This is a genomic window from Gracilibacillus sp. D59, from assembly GCF_052246695.1.
Lineage (GTDB): Bacteria > Bacillota > Bacilli > Bacillales > Amphibacillaceae > Gracilibacillus.
The window spans coordinates 164,984-179,817 of record NZ_JBQQCK010000007.1 but is presented as its reverse complement, the minus strand read 5'-3'; the positions used below and the strand labels follow the sequence as shown (position 1 = coordinate 179,817).

The window sequence follows — 14,834 nt, the reverse complement described above, 5'->3', positions numbered from 1 at the left end:
GTTGAATCTACCTTTCACCTCCAATATTACGTGATGAGGCAAAGTGGCCTAGTTTCTGGACTTCGACGTTAGACAACCGTTCAATCTATACTTTCTGGTCTTATAACAAAGGACTGAAAATCCATGAATATATTCATGAACTCTCAATCCATTGTGATAAAAAACATTATTATACCTAAAAGTCTCTTTTGGCCAAACTCGAATCATCTGCACGACTGCATTCACGTATGTTCCCGGTTACCTGATAAGAAATTACTTCCTTTATGGGTTACTATTTTCATAGATTCGGTCACCATCAGTAGTCATCCATTCATATTGACGAAGCTTTATTTCAAACAAAGTAATTGGATCGCGGTATAATTCAGGTTTTTTACGCATATCGCTTAATACACCTTTATTATCTTCAATCACATCATATGTTTCTACTAAGATTTCATCTAACACTTTATATGGATCCGTAAAAAATATCTTAATATCCCGTTCCAACGATTTCTCAAATAACTCGAATTGTTGCATAAATTCATCAATAATTGTTTCAACTGTTTTACTGTAGTCTTTCCCTTCCATGTAGTGTTTATATTTATAATGAAGTGTTTCATTATTTTTGGCTAATGCACCGATAAGCTTCCCAGCGCTTTTCCATAAAAATTGCGACATGGTATGCTGACTCATGAAAGAGACCTTTGTCAACTGTATATTACCCCTTGTCATCCGCTCCATATCACGCTTCCAGTCATCCAACACCTTACTGTCGCACTCGAAATATATCTTTTCTTCACCATATAGATCATTAAAACTCTCGCACATTTCATCTAAGTACGCCTGCCTGTCATTCAACTCCCTTTGACTATTCTCAATCCATTCTTGGAGTTCTACAGATAAATCTGGTAAAACCGTTTCTTCAATATAATGATTGATTCGCTTATTTATTTCATCGTTGAGCTCAATATGAATTTTTCCAAAATCACTATCTTCATTAATCACTTCAGAACTTTTTCGAATCAATTCCGGTATCTTTACCGTCAAATCCTGTTTCCAGTCCTCTATAATGTTGCTATATGACTTTTTAATAACTTGAACCGTATTCTCTTCTATGTCACTTAACTGATTTTGAGCACCTTTAAGTTTTGTGACTATCTCTTCATTCCATTTAATGTTATCAACTAATGAATCTTCCACTTCTTCTCTTTTTACAAGCAATAACTTGATCGATTTCTTAATATAATAAAGAAGCTTAGACGTACGCTCCTCTGCTATGCTGCGTGCATCCAACAGTGACCTAGTAAAAGTAGAAAAATCATTTAATTGATTTTTTCTTTCTTCATAAGTGGAAAATGCGAAAACTTTTGCATTTGGGAAATAGGAATCAATCCTTGATACTATTTTCTCAGTCCGTTCCATCACTTCCTGACTATCAGTATTTCGGTCCATTTTGCATAATAGAAAATGAATAGGTAGATCTGGTGCCTGCTCCTTGATTCTCACAGCCATATCAAGTTCATTACCTGTCAGATTAGAATCTGCATTTAAAACAAATAGCAGGCTATCCGCTAAATACAGATAATGATTGCCATTATTCGTTAATGTACCTTGTGGAGCATCAATTAGGGTAAGCTTATTTTCATTTAAAAACGATACCGGCATCCTACAAGAAATAAGTGTCTGCTCATCTTTTGCTGCTTCTTTAAAATCTTGTCGTTCAGCTATGCTTCTTTCCGTTTCATTCGTAATGGCATGAATTTTCGCATTATCTGCATCTTTATAAAGGACAGTAGCATTTGCTGGATCTTTTGATAGCTCTTCATCAAGCAGCGTGTTCACAAATGAAGACTTTCCACTCGTCTCTGCCCCTGTAATCATTAGATGGTATTCATTTAAATCTTGTAACTCATCAACGATCCATTCAAAACGTTTATCCAATTGCAAGCTTTCACCAGCTGCCCATTTCATGATGGACTTGAAAAGTTTTAATGCATCTTCTATACCATCCTGATAACGATCAGACTGACCTAACAGATTTTCCGCTTCCCTAATTATAGAATCTTCCATATTAGATGAATAAATTTCGTTCCACGCTAGTACCGCAGACGAGGCTATTAAAGCATCTGAAGCAGTAGATAGTTTCATCCAATTGGTTAAATGACTCGGCATTAAATACGAAAATTCTTTTATTAAATACTTTCCATTCATTAATTCAAAGTATGTTACTCTATACTGATTAGAAAGCTTGCTCCATACGTAGGAACGTTCTGGTTCAATGCTAAGTAGTAGGTTGTTTAACTCTTCAAGCCATGGGAAATATAAATCAGTTTGTTTATAACTATTCCATAGAGCTGTTGCAAGACATTCAAAGCGATTCAGATCAATGTTATATAGAGTCATTAATACTTCACTAAAATATTTTGGTTTTATTTTAGCAGTATGACCTAGCTCTACATACTCTTCTAAAACTACAAACCATGATAATGATTCTGTTCGCATTGCCTCATTGACTGCAAGCTCAATAGCATTGTCCCAATCTTGTTGGTCTTCAAAGAAAACTCGTGCCACATCGGTTACATCAGGATAGTCTGGATTTATATTAACTGCATTCTTAATAGATTCGACTGCTTTTGTATGCTTGCCGAGCTGTATGTAAAGTGAAAATAGCTGTAGAAGAACTTCTGTTTTTAAAACCACAGAATCTGTCTCAACTGCATTATAGTAGTCTTCAGCAATGGCAAGTAAATTCATTTTAGTATGCGCATCTGCTATATTTTTCTGTGCCCAAGGCTTTAATTCATTAGAAACGTTTTCCCATTTAAAAATGGCCGCTTCAAAATCTTGATATAGAAAATAAACCTCTCCCTGAGCAAAGCGGATAGACGATAGATCAGGCATTTCATTTTGTTGTTCATCTATATATAATTCACCTAAAACCTTGATTGGATCCACATCTTTAATACCTTCGATAAATGTACGATAGTAGGACTTGTTAATTAATTGTTTTTCCATTGTGTCTTGTTCCCCCATATTGCCTTATTTAAAAACGAAATGTAGCAAAATATAAATCTCCATCCTACATTCTAACAAACATAAACCTGCACAATGTTTCATTTTTATATCATTTATAATACAATTTTGTATCTCCCCTCGTGTAAATATGATGTGAATCCGTATTAGTCCTTAACTGAAGAATATGACCGAATCTAACACTCCAACCACAAAATCAATATTTACTAGAATGGCTATGACGTCATATTTTTTGATACGGAATTGACTAAAATCATGTTGTACCTCTTGACATTCAATCTGAAAACGTTAAGATAAAACTATAAAGAACGTTTTAAAAAAATTTAATAAACTTTATATTATTACAAGGGGATGTTATGATTTAATTAATAGAAATAGCTCACTATATGAATATATGCCTTATCTCTTCTGAATAGGAGATGAGTTTTTATTTTGTGTTATTATTAAAATATTTCTAAACAAATTTTATATTTGAAATATTTTAAATATATATAGAAAGGAAGTTTTCAACAATGAACAAATGTAGAAAAGAACTTAGTATTATTTTAGTACTGTTAATGATTGCTGTACTGACAGCCTGTGGAGGTACCAAAGATGCGTCGAACAGTGAAGAAACAGAGTCAGAAATAAATGGTGAAGAAATAACAATTGGGCAAATTAATTGGGCTGAAAATATCGCCGTAACAAATATGTGGAAAGCAATTTTAGAAGATAAAGGTTATAATGTTAAGTTAAATGTATTGGACATGGGTGTGATGATGCAAGCTTTAGAGAGTGGTGATCTGGATGCTCATTTAGAAATATGGTTACCAGTTCAAGATGCTAATTATTTTAAAGAATATCAAGATACGGTTAATTTTTCAGAAGCTACTTGGTTTGATAATGCCAAAGTTGGACTTGCTGTTCCAACCTATTTAGAAGAAGTAAATAGTATAGAGGACTTAAATGAACATAAAGAACTGTTTGGTGGGGAAATCATTGGTTTTGACCCTGGCGCAGGTACAATGGATGTTACGAAAGAAGTAATTGAAGATTATAATCTTGAGTTTGAGCTGTTAACAAGCTCTGAAGCTACGATGTTAGTTCAGATTGGAGAAGCAGTAGAAAGTGAAGAACCAATCGTGGCACCTCTTTGGACGCCACACTGGATATTCTCCAAATATGATTTGAAATTCCTAAAAGATCCGCAAAACACTTACGGTGGAGTAGAAAAAATTCATCATGCTACTAGAGATGGATTTAGTGAGGATTATCCAAAAGTTAGCGAATGGTTTAAAAATTGGAAGATGAATGATGAACAAATCGGTAAACTAATCGACTATGTAGAAGATGCTGAAGAACCACTTGATGGGGCTAAGAAATGGATCGATGAGAATCAAGAATTGGTTAATAAATGGGTAAAATAAGACAAGGTAAATTAGAAGCTAACCTCTCATTTTGAGGTTAGCTTCTTTTTGCATTTATGTAGTCTTTTCGAGTTCTTATCACTCTATACTAAATGTGGTGGTGCTTATTGATCTGATGATGCTTACCAAAAAGAAAAAAGACACTCCTATTCCCTCTTTTTGTTACTTTATAGTCGCGAATGTAAAGATAAAGTGAGTAGGGTATTACGGATGGAATAGCACCGAGATAAAAAAAAAGCATTAAATTGCTTTTTTTTTGCAATTTAATGCTCTAACTATATTTCTAAAAGGGGGTAATACATTCAGAATGAGTCCTTCTCATCGAAAACGTTATTTGGTTTATCTAGTTACTGTCCCTGCGTCAGCCGGATCCACGCCATGACGATAATAGTCGGCATAAATAGGCTTAAGAGGATCTTTTCCAAGAATTAAGTCTGCAGCCTTTTCTGCTAGCATTAACACCGGTGCATGAATATTACCGTTGGTGACGTAAGGCATAGCAGATGCATCAGCTACTCGTAAATTGTCAAGTCCATGGACTTTCATCGTATTCGGATCTACGACAGCCATAGGGTCTGAGTCTGGCCCCATTTTTGCCGTGCACGACGGATGTAGTGCAGTCTCTGCATCATTTGCCACCCATTCCAAAATCTCATCATCAGTTTGAACAGAGCGACCTGGTGATATTTCTCCTGAATTGTAAGGTGCCATCGCTTGTTGTGACATAATTTCTCTTGAAACTCGAATTGCTTCCACCCACTCACGGCGATCCTGTTCGGTGGAAAGGTAGTTGTAGACCATACTTGGATGTTCTTTTGGATCTTTTGAACGAATCTTTAAAGATCCTCGAGCATCAGAGTACATAGGTCCAACGTGTACCTGGAATCCATGATCAGTGTCCGCTTTTTGTCCATCATATCTGACCGCTACCGGAAGGAAATGGAACATTAAATTTGGATAGTCAACATCATCGTTCGAACGGACAAAACCGCCACCTTCAAAATGGTTGGTAGCTGCTGGACCTTTACGACCAAGTAACCACTGTAAACCGATCCAAGGCATCCGCAATTTATTTAAGTTAGGCTGTTCGGATACCGGTTTTGGACATGCGTATTGGATATAAACTTCTAGGTGATCCTGAAGGTTTTCACCAACACCAGGAAGATCAACTTTCGGTTTAACTCCAACTGAGCGTAGATGTTTTGCATCACCCACACCTGATAGTTGTAGTAGTTGTGGCGTGTTAATTGCACCACCTGCAAGTATCACTTCACCTGCCTTGACATAATGCATCTTTCCATTGCGTTTATATGTGACACCTTCTGCTTTGTCACCGTTTATATCGATATTGGTCACGAAAGCACGTGTTCTTATAGTGAGATTCTTACGGTTCTTAAACGGATGTAAATAAGCACGTGAAGCGGACATTCGTCTACCTTTATAAACATGCTTGTCAAATGGACCGAATCCTTCTTGACGATAACCATTCACATCAGGTGTTCGAGAATACCCAGCCTCAACAGCTGCATCAAAAAAGGCTTGGAATAAAGGATTTTTTGCTGGTCCACGTTCCAGTTTGATAGGACCATTGTGGCCACGAAGTTCATCATCTGGATCTGCTGCTATAGCATTTTCCAAGCGTTTAAAATACGGAAGACAGTGTGCAAAATCCCATGTTTCCATACCTTGATCTTTTCCCCAACGTTCATAATCCTTTGGATTGCCGCGCTGGTAAATCATGCCGTTGATCGAACTTGAACCACCAAGCACCTTGCCACGAGCATGTTTAATTCGTCGACCACCCATATAAGGTTCAGGGTCAGATTCATATTTCCAGTCGTATAAACTTTTTCCAGCAGGGAACGGTAAAGCTGCTGGCATTTGAATTAATAGATCCCATGGATAGTCACTACGTCCTGCCTCTAATAGGAGAACACTGTGTTTTCCATCTTCACTAAGGCGGTTACCAAGTACAGAACCTGCACTACCACCACCGATGATTACATAGTCAAATGTTTCACTCATTTTATAACCTCCTTAAATTTCGAATGTAGAAATAAAAAATTCATCAAAAACGTCATTCAGTTATTGGAACAACATAATCGTTTGTAAAATAACCACTTCAAGCCTAGATATATCGAAGAAACTACTGATGATAGTTATTAGTTACTTAAACCAATTAAGAGGTTCTGGTTTTAGATTGCGATAAATATGTTTCGTTTCTGTGTATTCTTCTAATCCAGTTTTGCCTAACTCGCGTCCAATTCCAGACTGTTTATATCCACCCCATGGAGCCTGTGCAAAATATGGGTGAAAGTCGTTGATCCACACTGTACCCATCCGCAATTCAGATGCAACACGTTCCGCCTTATCAACATCAGTTGACCATACTGCACCGGCAAGACCATAGATCGTGTCATTAGCCAGACGCACTGCTCCTTCTTCATCTTTAAAACGTTCGATCGTTAAAACAGGACCGAATACTTCCTCTTGCACTATCCGCATATCAGAATGACAGTCAGTAAATATAGTAGGTAAATAAAAGAAGCCGTTTTGCAGCTCAGGATCTTCAGGACGAGAGCCACCAATCAATACGTTAGCACCTTCTTGTTTTCCGATTTCCACGTATTTTTCCACTTTTTCTCGATGCTCTGCTGAAATTAATGGACCAGATTGCGTTTCTTCATCAAATCCATTGCCTAATTTAATGCGCTTGGCTCTTTCAGCAAGTGCCTCGACAAAACGGTCGTGAATGGAATCTTCAATAAGTAACCTAGCCCCTGCTGAACAAACCTGACCAGCATGGAAGAAAACAGCATTCAATGCCTGATCAAGTGCCGTATCAAAATCAGCATCAGCAAAGACAATATTAGGATTTTTTCCCCCAAGTTCTAACGCAATTTTTTTCACATTTCCGCTTGCTGCTTGCATAATCTTTTTACCTGTCGCAATGCCTCCCGTGAAAGATATGAGATCGACATCATGACTCACAGCTAGTTCGTTACCAACCGTCGCACCTTTACCAAGAACAAGATTGACTACGCCGTTCGGAAAACCTACTTCTTCCATTAATTCCGTCACTTTAATAGTGGTTAACGGTGTGATTTCACTAGGTTTCATTACAATTGTATTTCCAGTCGCAAGTGCGGGAGCAATTTTCCAAGCTGCTTGTAAAAGTGGGTAATTCCAAGGTGTAATTTGACCACAAACTCCTACCGGTTCACGAACAACTTTACTTTGGCTATTCGGAATAGGTGGTTCAATCATTTCTCCACCATCTTTATCAGCTAAACCGGCAAAATAACGAAAAACCTCTGCAATATCGTCCATATCTGCACGGCTTTCAACGATTGTTTTTCCTGTATCAAGAGATTCTAGTTCTGCTAGTTCTTCCTTGTCTCTTTCAATTAATTCAGCGATCTGGAGTACTTTTTTACCTCGTTCACTCGCAGGTGTATGCTTCCATGCTCCATGATCAAAAGCTTCACGAGCTGAAGAGATAGCTAGTTTCGTATCTTCTGCGTCCCCTTCAGCGACTGTTGCAATAATTTCCTGATTGAACGGGTTGATGATACTTCTGCTATCTCCGGAGTGGGCCTCAATCCATTGCCCGTTGATGAACATTTTTTTCATAATAGTTCACTCCCTATATTAATTTTGTTAAATTTTTATTTAACGTTTTTAACAATTTAAATTTATACTATCACAGTAGCATTTTTTTGTAAACCAGCTTCTATTTTCGATTAAATAATTTTTGACATCCTCGTAAGATAAGGTATAGTTAAAATTAAAGTAGTTAAATATATATTTAACCATTTAAATTCTAATAATATGCCAAACATAATATGATGAAGAGAGGGATAACATTGGATGATAAAAAAGATAAAAAACAACAGAAAGCCGAAGAATTGCTTGAGGATGCAGAACGTGTAGTCATTAACTCCATTGCCGAAACAATGGATCTTTACGGCGTCACACCATCAATCGGAAGATTATACGCAACCATGTATTTCAAGCACAATCCATTGACTCTTGATGATATGAAAGATGATCTTGGAATGAGTAAGCCGAGCATGAGCACTGCGGTCCGAAAGTTACAAGATATCAATATTGTAAAGAAAGTCTGGAAAAAAGGCTCTCGTAGGGATTTATTTATCGCCGAGAAGAATTTCTTCCAATATTTTTCCCACTTCTTTGGGGATAGGTGGGAAAGGGAAGCGAAAATAAATCTCTTGTCCATCAATGATGCTATAGAGAAACTAGAACAAGTATTAAATGATGAGGAAATTAATGAAGAAATGAAACAACGAGCTGAGCAAGATTTACAGCAACTCGAGGAATATAAGAACTATTGCCACTGGTTGGAGCGACTTGCTCAATCCATTGAATCTGGTGAGATATTTAAATTCTTACCAATTGAAGATAATCCAGAAGATCACAATCACGATGAAGATTAACCAAATATGTTAGTGAAGAAATGGAAAACAGCCTCTCGCTATGCGGAAAGGCTGTTTTTTTATCATGCCACGGTAACAACCGCAATTATATAGATATAAGGGGGAATTACGAAAGGGACAAACTAAGCAAAGGGAAGTTTTTGTCACGGTAATTCCTTCTAAAGCAAACGGTAGCTTTTACTTTTAACAAGTTACTTAACTAGATTTATAATAACCTCGCTACGAATACTAACGTATACTTGCGAGATTAATTAGTAATAAAAGATTATTATTCTAAAAGATCCCGCAGCAAAAATATATAAAAGATAAAGCGAAGGTAACAGAACTATTATTTGTGGCTTGCTGCATTACTACGGTAAACAAAGCTTATACAAAAGCGGGGTAGACAAGCAATCGAGAAGAAATATTTAGAATACATATGTGATAAACTTTAGGAATATAGGAGGGATGAGATATGAAAATCCATAGAATAGATCATGTGGGTGTTATCGTAAAAGATCTTCCTGCCGCTAAGGTCTTTTTTCTTGACCTTGGACTTGAAATGCTAGGGGAAACAGAAGTCAAAGGAGAGTGGGTGGAACAAATAATCGGCCTTAATGACGTTAGAGAGACGGTAGTAATGTTTGGGATGCCAGACGGCCAGGCAACTTTGGAGCTGGTCAAATTCCATACGCCGTCAGATGAAAAAGGTATTCAGGAATCTTTTGCAAATACCTTGGGTATCCAGCATATTGCATTTGCTGTTGAAGATATTGAAGCCGTTGTTGGCAAGTTGAAAAAGAAAGGCGCAGAACTTTTCGGTGAGATACAAAACTACAAAAACATTTATAAATTATGCTACGTTCGTGGGCCAGAAGGGATTATTTTAGAGTTTGCGGAGAAAATCAAATAAATATTGAGGGAAACTTTTGTTAAGCAAAAGGGCGCAATTATGGAAGCTTCATCTAACGCCAAAGAACAAAAAGAATAGATCTGCGAATAAATCAGATCTATTCTTTTTATGTAAGTTGTTTTCTTTCTGTTTATCCATGGTTGTGAGACTATAACTATCGATAACTCTATCCCACATCCAACAATTATGTTATATCACGGTGCTAACCGTCTGTAAGCCCCCTTCAAGCTTCAAGTAACACAAGGATAAGTTTCGCTAATGATCAGCGGGGGTCAAAACCCCCGCTGATCATAGTCTCACTTTATCTGTCAACCTTCAAGCAATTTTTCTACCCAAACGTCGAAAACGTTCACTTGTGTAAGGATATTTATTCGATAAACGTTTACAACTTAATTGGGATGGGGGTGTTTATAATGTAAAAGACAAAGAAGGTACCATTTACACAGCTGCATACGATGAAGAATAAGGATACAACAAAAAAACGTTTAAAAGAGTCAAAGAAACGGAAAATCTATCGTTCCTCTCAATACTTTCAAAACGCCTGGATAAAAGATTATTTTTATGGAAATCGGTTTTTACCCTATGGTTATTGTAAAATGGTGAGAGTGTAGTTTAAATCTACACCTTTAAAACAATTTGTACACAACACTCCACATGGCTTTGATGGTGATCGCAGATAAAAAGATAGTATCAAGATCCTGTACTGATTGCCTAAATGGTATTGATGTATTTTTTAAATACATATGGGGATGTCATTATAGAAAGAAGTGCACCATAGTTAAGATTGAAAGTTACTTCATCTCCTACCAATAAGTTATTTTTTTTGGCATCGATGACAGTATGGTCACTGCTGGAACCAAGAATTTCAATATCCAACATTGGTATTAGTCCAGCCACCAGTACATCTTGGCTTCCTACTCCAAGAATAACTCTACTTATCTGTCCACGATCTTCAAATTGCTGAACGTCCCCAAAAGCATTCTGACCTATTTCTCCATAAGGTATAGATGGTTTTGTTTTCGATTCAATAATTTCTGTAACGAAAGTAAACGCGTCAGTATATAAATCTGGAATTGCCTTTCGGTTTAAAGTTTCACGTCCTAAATAAATTGATTCACCTAACCTTAAGTTGTTAACCTTCCCAACACTATCTGTTGTCATAAACCAATTATAATTGGCCGAGTTTCCACCTGATACATATGTAAGAGGAAGAGAAAATTTCCTTTCAACTTCGCTAGTCAGTTTAGATAAATCGTTCATTTTTTGGTCGTTTGGTTTGACTCCTCCAAAACACGCAAAGTTTACACTAATACCAACCATTTTAACCCCTTTAAACACCAAGACCTCTTGAATAAAATACTCAAGATTTTCGGGCATAATCCCTTCTCTTAAATCTCCCATTTCGATCATTAGAATAATTTTATGCACGATATTATTTCCTAAAGCAGCTTCAGATAATTTTTTAATAACAGAAAGTTCAGTGTTAATGCTAATATCTGCATTTTTTATAACTGAATCAATTTCACTTAAAGCTGGTATTCTTAATAAAACAAAATTTGCCTTAACTCCTGCATCACGCATTTTTTTTAAATTTACCAATTTGGAATCTGCGAGCATGTGAATACCCTGATCCAATAATGTTTTTGCTATTTCAGGAGCACCACATACTGTTTTTGTAACGCCCATTAGCTCGATGTTTTCAGAGCCGTATATTTCAACTAGCTTCGCTGCATTATGTGCAATTTTCGCAAGGTTAATTTCGATTCGCGGTAAAATAGACTGATTCAATTAAACAATACTTTTTTCTGTTTGCTAATCAATTTTGGGTAAGCATCAAAAATACTTTTGATCAGTTTGTCGCAACCTAATTTAAGAGCATCTGTCGTCGGAAGTTTAAGATCCTCTTCATATTCTGAAATGGTTGCCATCAGTTCTTCATTAGACATGTTTTCATGGTTGATAGTCACCGCAATTACTTCTGCCTTTGAGAAGTTTTCAATGAGATCGATTTCACTTTTTACCGTGGGCATTTCTATATAACTGAAATCACCTAAGTGTGGTCGTTTAGGTGCGTGTTGAATAATAACCGCTCCAGGTCTCGATCCTCTTATAATGCCACACGAACTTATATATGCAGGATGACTTAATGCCCCTTGGCCTTCAACAATAATAATATCAGGATTATCGTTTTCATAAGCTTTCATGATTTGGTTTTCAATTTCGCCTGTCATAAACTGAGAAGGAATGGCATCTATAGCAACACCGTATTTCGCGCCTTGTATTAGCCCTGTTTGTCCAGTAGCAATAAAAGCAACATTTAGACCCCTTTTAAGTAAGGCATCTTCGAGCAGCACCGACGTTGTTCGCTTACCTATTGCGCTATCCGTACCAAGTACGGCTACTACGGGTGTATCGATGTTTAATATCCGTCCAGAAAAAAGATGCATATCTTTTTTTGGTACAGGCTTTCTTACGTCAAGGATCGTAACATCACACTGTTTTGCTACCTTTATAAATTCCTCATCATCTGTGAAAAATTCATGAAGAGGGTTAACAATATTCATCCCTAGTTCCATCGCGCTAAAAAGAAGATTTCTCTCCTCTATTTTCAAAAATGCCTCAGACGGAGCTATTCCGTAAATGAATTGATCAGGGATAATCTGTAAGTTGTCAATTGCATGTATAAGACTTTTGAATATAGGAATTCCATTCTGTTCTCCCACAAGGCATTCGCCTGCATCCATTCCAACCTTTGTACTGTCGATTACTCCGACGATATCAAATTTCCTTGAGTTTCTAACCAGTCCATTAGCTGTCTTTCCATCCATTGTTCCAAAATTATTTTCACAGTATACTATTGCTGTTTCTTTCATAAGGCTTTTCCTCCTAAAATCTATTTTGACCCAGATCTCTGCGCAAAAGAGATTTTACATCTTTGTTCAAGGAAATAACACCTATCCCATATAGAAATAGCCTATAAGTTAAAAATGTAGTTTTTGTCAGAATATTAAAATATTCATGCGTCATATAAGTATAGCACAGTTAACGATAAGTATTTGTTTTATTTTTCAATGCATGGTGTTAAAAACCAAAAGGAATAGAAAAAGGAAGATTCGGCCTGGTTATATATTATGTTGATATAATGTTTGACTGGAGAGTAGAATGGGAAAACGGTAGTATTTTTTAGTTCTTTTTAATTAAAGAGGTAACGATCCAAATGTAATATGTCTAGACATTCTTTAATTCAATTCTTATTTTAGGCATCGCATTTTTTCGGGAGTATTATGACAACAATCTGGTACATAGATATTTTATTTTAAACAGGACTAATATTAAAAATTGAATTCTTAATATTAGCCCTCCAGGTTGCACCATATCACTTAATGATGTGTCTACTTCTAATTTTCACCTTTCTTCTTAACAGCGACCCAAATTTCACTATAAACATTATTTCTATCAGACAAATCTCCCGTAAACGAAATCCCAGGAGCTTCTACTAATTCATAATCTGAAGAAGGGAGCCACTCTGAAACTATTTTCCCCATAGTCTCTTGCATGATTTTGGGAAATGCACCTTCAGATGAAAATATTGCCCAAGTTAAATCAGGAACTTCAACTATATCAAACTCATCAAAATCTGACTCTTTTGTAGTTAAGAAACCAATCATATGATCGAGACTGCCTTTTTCCTCCATAAATCCATCATCGAAATTATAAGATACATTCACTACTTGATTTGGTTCGATGTTTGCATAGTTGTGCAGTTTTTTTCTTTGTTCCGGTGTGATACTCTTAGCTAACTTTATTATTTCTTGATTTTCTCCTTCAAATTGAATTGGAACCCTCTTTTTCACCCCAACAATTTTAAATGGCCCTTTTTTTTCGATTCTATACTCCATATTTATTCCTCCTTGAATCGTTAATTGAAAGGAGAGCTTTGGAAATGCTTTAAGCTTATTTTTCTTTTTGACCTCTGATGGACTATTTCCCGACCATTCTCGAAAAGCACGTGAAAATCCATCAACTGATTCATAACCATACTTGAATGCTGTTTCAGTTACACTCATTCCTTCATGCAACAAGTCAAAAGTTGCGTTAGATAGTTTTCTATTACGTATATATTCACCTAATGACATACCAGAAAGAAATGAAAACATTCTGCGAAAATGATAAACAGAGGTTCCTGTAATTCTCTCCAATTCGTTATCATCAATCTCGTCATATAATCGTGATTCAATATAATCTAACGCCTCGTTCATACTTTTTAGCACCACTTTTCCCTCCTACATGTATTAATTATAATAACGATCTTAAAATAATACCCGATAAAGAAGAAACGGTTATTGTCGGATATAGAATTGCATATAAAAATCTCGGGTTCTTATTAAAAAAACCCGAGAAATTATTGGAGTAGACACTGAAATCGGAAATGTTTATTGTAAGTGGGAAATTTACTATTTAATTTTACAGCCACGTTTTATCGCACTACTGATGAATTATTTCCCTATACCTTCATCCCCTATACCTAACAGTCAAACCCTTTAAGAAATTTCGTGCATATTTATCTCCACATTCTTTGAAATTCTTATGTCCTTTTTTCCTCAATAAGGCTCCTAATTCACTTTTGGTAATAGTGATGCCTACCTCTTCTAATATTTCCATAATATCCTCACTAGTTAAAGTTAGTGCTATTTTTAATTTTTTTAGAAGAATGTTATTTGCAGGTTCATTGGACAGTGGTGGTCTTTCAGGCTGTCCCGGTTTTGGCTCTTGTTTTCCTCTTTTAAAAATGATTAAGCCGTTTAAAAATAACTCTAAAGTCTTATTATTTACATTTATACTCTCTTCATCATCAGCTGGATCAAAATCATCTTCAGCATCATAATCGTAAACGTCTTTTGGTTTTGTGAGCATTTTTTGCACTTCTTCTATTGTCATTTCAATGCCACCAAGTTTAAAAATCTCTACCATATCTTTATCTTTAATATCTAATGCGTACCTTAGTCTAATTAATATATCGTTATTAGTCATCAATAAACCTCCTATGAAGGGGACAGAATGACCGAC

At 36.2% G+C, this 14,834-nt stretch carries 10 protein-coding genes; 3 read left to right on the top strand and 7 right to left on the bottom strand.

The features are described from left to right. Positions 1–261: 261 nt before the first annotated feature. Complete coding sequence (locus ACTWP4_RS13610; protein WP_443129317.1) at positions 262–2,994, bottom strand: GTP-binding protein; 2,733 nt, start codon at positions 2,992–2,994, stop codon at positions 262–264. A gap of 530 nt (positions 2,995–3,524) precedes the next feature. Between ACTWP4_RS13610 and ACTWP4_RS13605 the strand changes: the two genes are divergently transcribed. Then, complete coding sequence (locus tag ACTWP4_RS13605; RefSeq protein WP_443129316.1) at positions 3,525–4,418, top strand: glycine betaine ABC transporter substrate-binding protein; 894 nt, start codon at positions 3,525–3,527, stop codon at positions 4,416–4,418. 339 nt (positions 4,419–4,757) lie between these two features. Here ACTWP4_RS13605 and betA read toward each other — a convergent pair whose 3' ends face one another. Together betA and betB are read right to left on the bottom strand one after the other, a co-directional pair. Next, entirely contained in the window at positions 4,758–6,443 is a 1,686-nt protein-coding gene (gene betA / locus ACTWP4_RS13600) for a choline dehydrogenase (RefSeq protein WP_443129315.1), read from the bottom strand. A gap of 141 nt (positions 6,444–6,584) precedes the next feature. Further along, a complete protein-coding gene (gene betB / locus ACTWP4_RS13595; RefSeq protein ID WP_443129314.1) occupies positions 6,585–8,051 on the bottom strand; it encodes a betaine-aldehyde dehydrogenase in 1,467 nt (488 codons plus the stop codon). A gap of 233 nt (positions 8,052–8,284) precedes the next feature. Between betB and cudC the strand changes: the two genes are divergently transcribed. Together cudC and ACTWP4_RS13585 are read left to right on the top strand one after the other, a co-directional pair. Continuing rightward, positions 8,285–8,875 (top strand): choline uptake/conversion transcriptional regulator CudC, encoded by a 591-nt coding sequence (gene cudC / locus ACTWP4_RS13590; protein ID WP_443129313.1) that lies wholly within the window; start codon positions 8,285–8,287, stop codon positions 8,873–8,875. A 454-nt stretch (positions 8,876–9,329) separates the two neighbouring features. Next, positions 9,330–9,767: a VOC family protein gene (locus ACTWP4_RS13585; RefSeq protein WP_443129312.1), complete on the top strand. Its 438-nt coding sequence runs from the start codon at positions 9,330–9,332 to the stop codon at positions 9,765–9,767. A gap of 711 nt (positions 9,768–10,478) precedes the next feature. Here ACTWP4_RS13585 and ACTWP4_RS13580 read toward each other — a convergent pair. The 4 genes from ACTWP4_RS13580 to ACTWP4_RS13565 all read right to left on the bottom strand — a co-directional run bounded on the left by ACTWP4_RS13580 (position 10,479) and on the right by ACTWP4_RS13565 (position 14,798). Further along, positions 10,479–11,555 (bottom strand): alanine/ornithine racemase family PLP-dependent enzyme, encoded by a 1,077-nt coding sequence (locus ACTWP4_RS13580; protein ID WP_443129311.1) that lies wholly within the window; start codon positions 11,553–11,555, stop codon positions 10,479–10,481. Continuing rightward, complete coding sequence (locus tag ACTWP4_RS13575) at positions 11,552–12,640, bottom strand: DUF1611 domain-containing protein (protein ID WP_443129310.1); 1,089 nt, start codon at positions 12,638–12,640, stop codon at positions 11,552–11,554. Before ACTWP4_RS13575 ends, ACTWP4_RS13580 begins: the two co-directional genes overlap by 4 nt. A 525-nt stretch (positions 12,641–13,165) precedes the next feature. Continuing rightward, on the bottom strand, positions 13,166–14,038 hold the full coding sequence (locus tag ACTWP4_RS13570; RefSeq protein WP_443129309.1) for an AraC family transcriptional regulator: 873 nt from the start codon (positions 14,036–14,038) through the stop codon (positions 13,166–13,168). Between the two features lie 241 nt (positions 14,039–14,279). After that, positions 14,280–14,798, bottom strand: coding sequence for a DUF1456 family protein (locus tag ACTWP4_RS13565; protein ID WP_443129308.1), 519 nt, complete (start codon positions 14,796–14,798; stop codon positions 14,280–14,282). Positions 14,799–14,834 lie beyond the last annotated feature (36 nt).

What these genes read in the sequence shown, in the direction of transcription:
- ACTWP4_RS13610 (WP_443129317.1), bottom strand. Translation starts at nt 2,994, where the DNA reads ATGGAAAAACAATTAATTAACAAGTCCTACTATCGTACATTTATCGAA.
- ACTWP4_RS13605 (WP_443129316.1), top strand. Translation starts at nt 3,525, where the DNA reads ATGAACAAATGTAGAAAAGAACTTAGTATTATTTTAGTACTGTTAATG.
- betA (WP_443129315.1), bottom strand. Translation starts at nt 6,443, where the DNA reads ATGAGTGAAACATTTGACTATGTAATCATCGGTGGTGGTAGTGCAGGT.
- betB (WP_443129314.1), bottom strand. Translation starts at nt 8,051, where the DNA reads ATGAAAAAAATGTTCATCAACGGGCAATGGATTGAGGCCCACTCCGGA.
- ACTWP4_RS13585 (WP_443129312.1), top strand. Translation starts at nt 9,330, where the DNA reads ATGAAAATCCATAGAATAGATCATGTGGGTGTTATCGTAAAAGATCTT.
- ACTWP4_RS13575 (WP_443129310.1), bottom strand. Translation starts at nt 12,640, where the DNA reads ATGAAAGAAACAGCAATAGTATACTGTGAAAATAATTTTGGAACAATG.
- ACTWP4_RS13565 (WP_443129308.1), bottom strand. Translation starts at nt 14,798, where the DNA reads ATGACTAATAACGATATATTAATTAGACTAAGGTACGCATTAGATATT.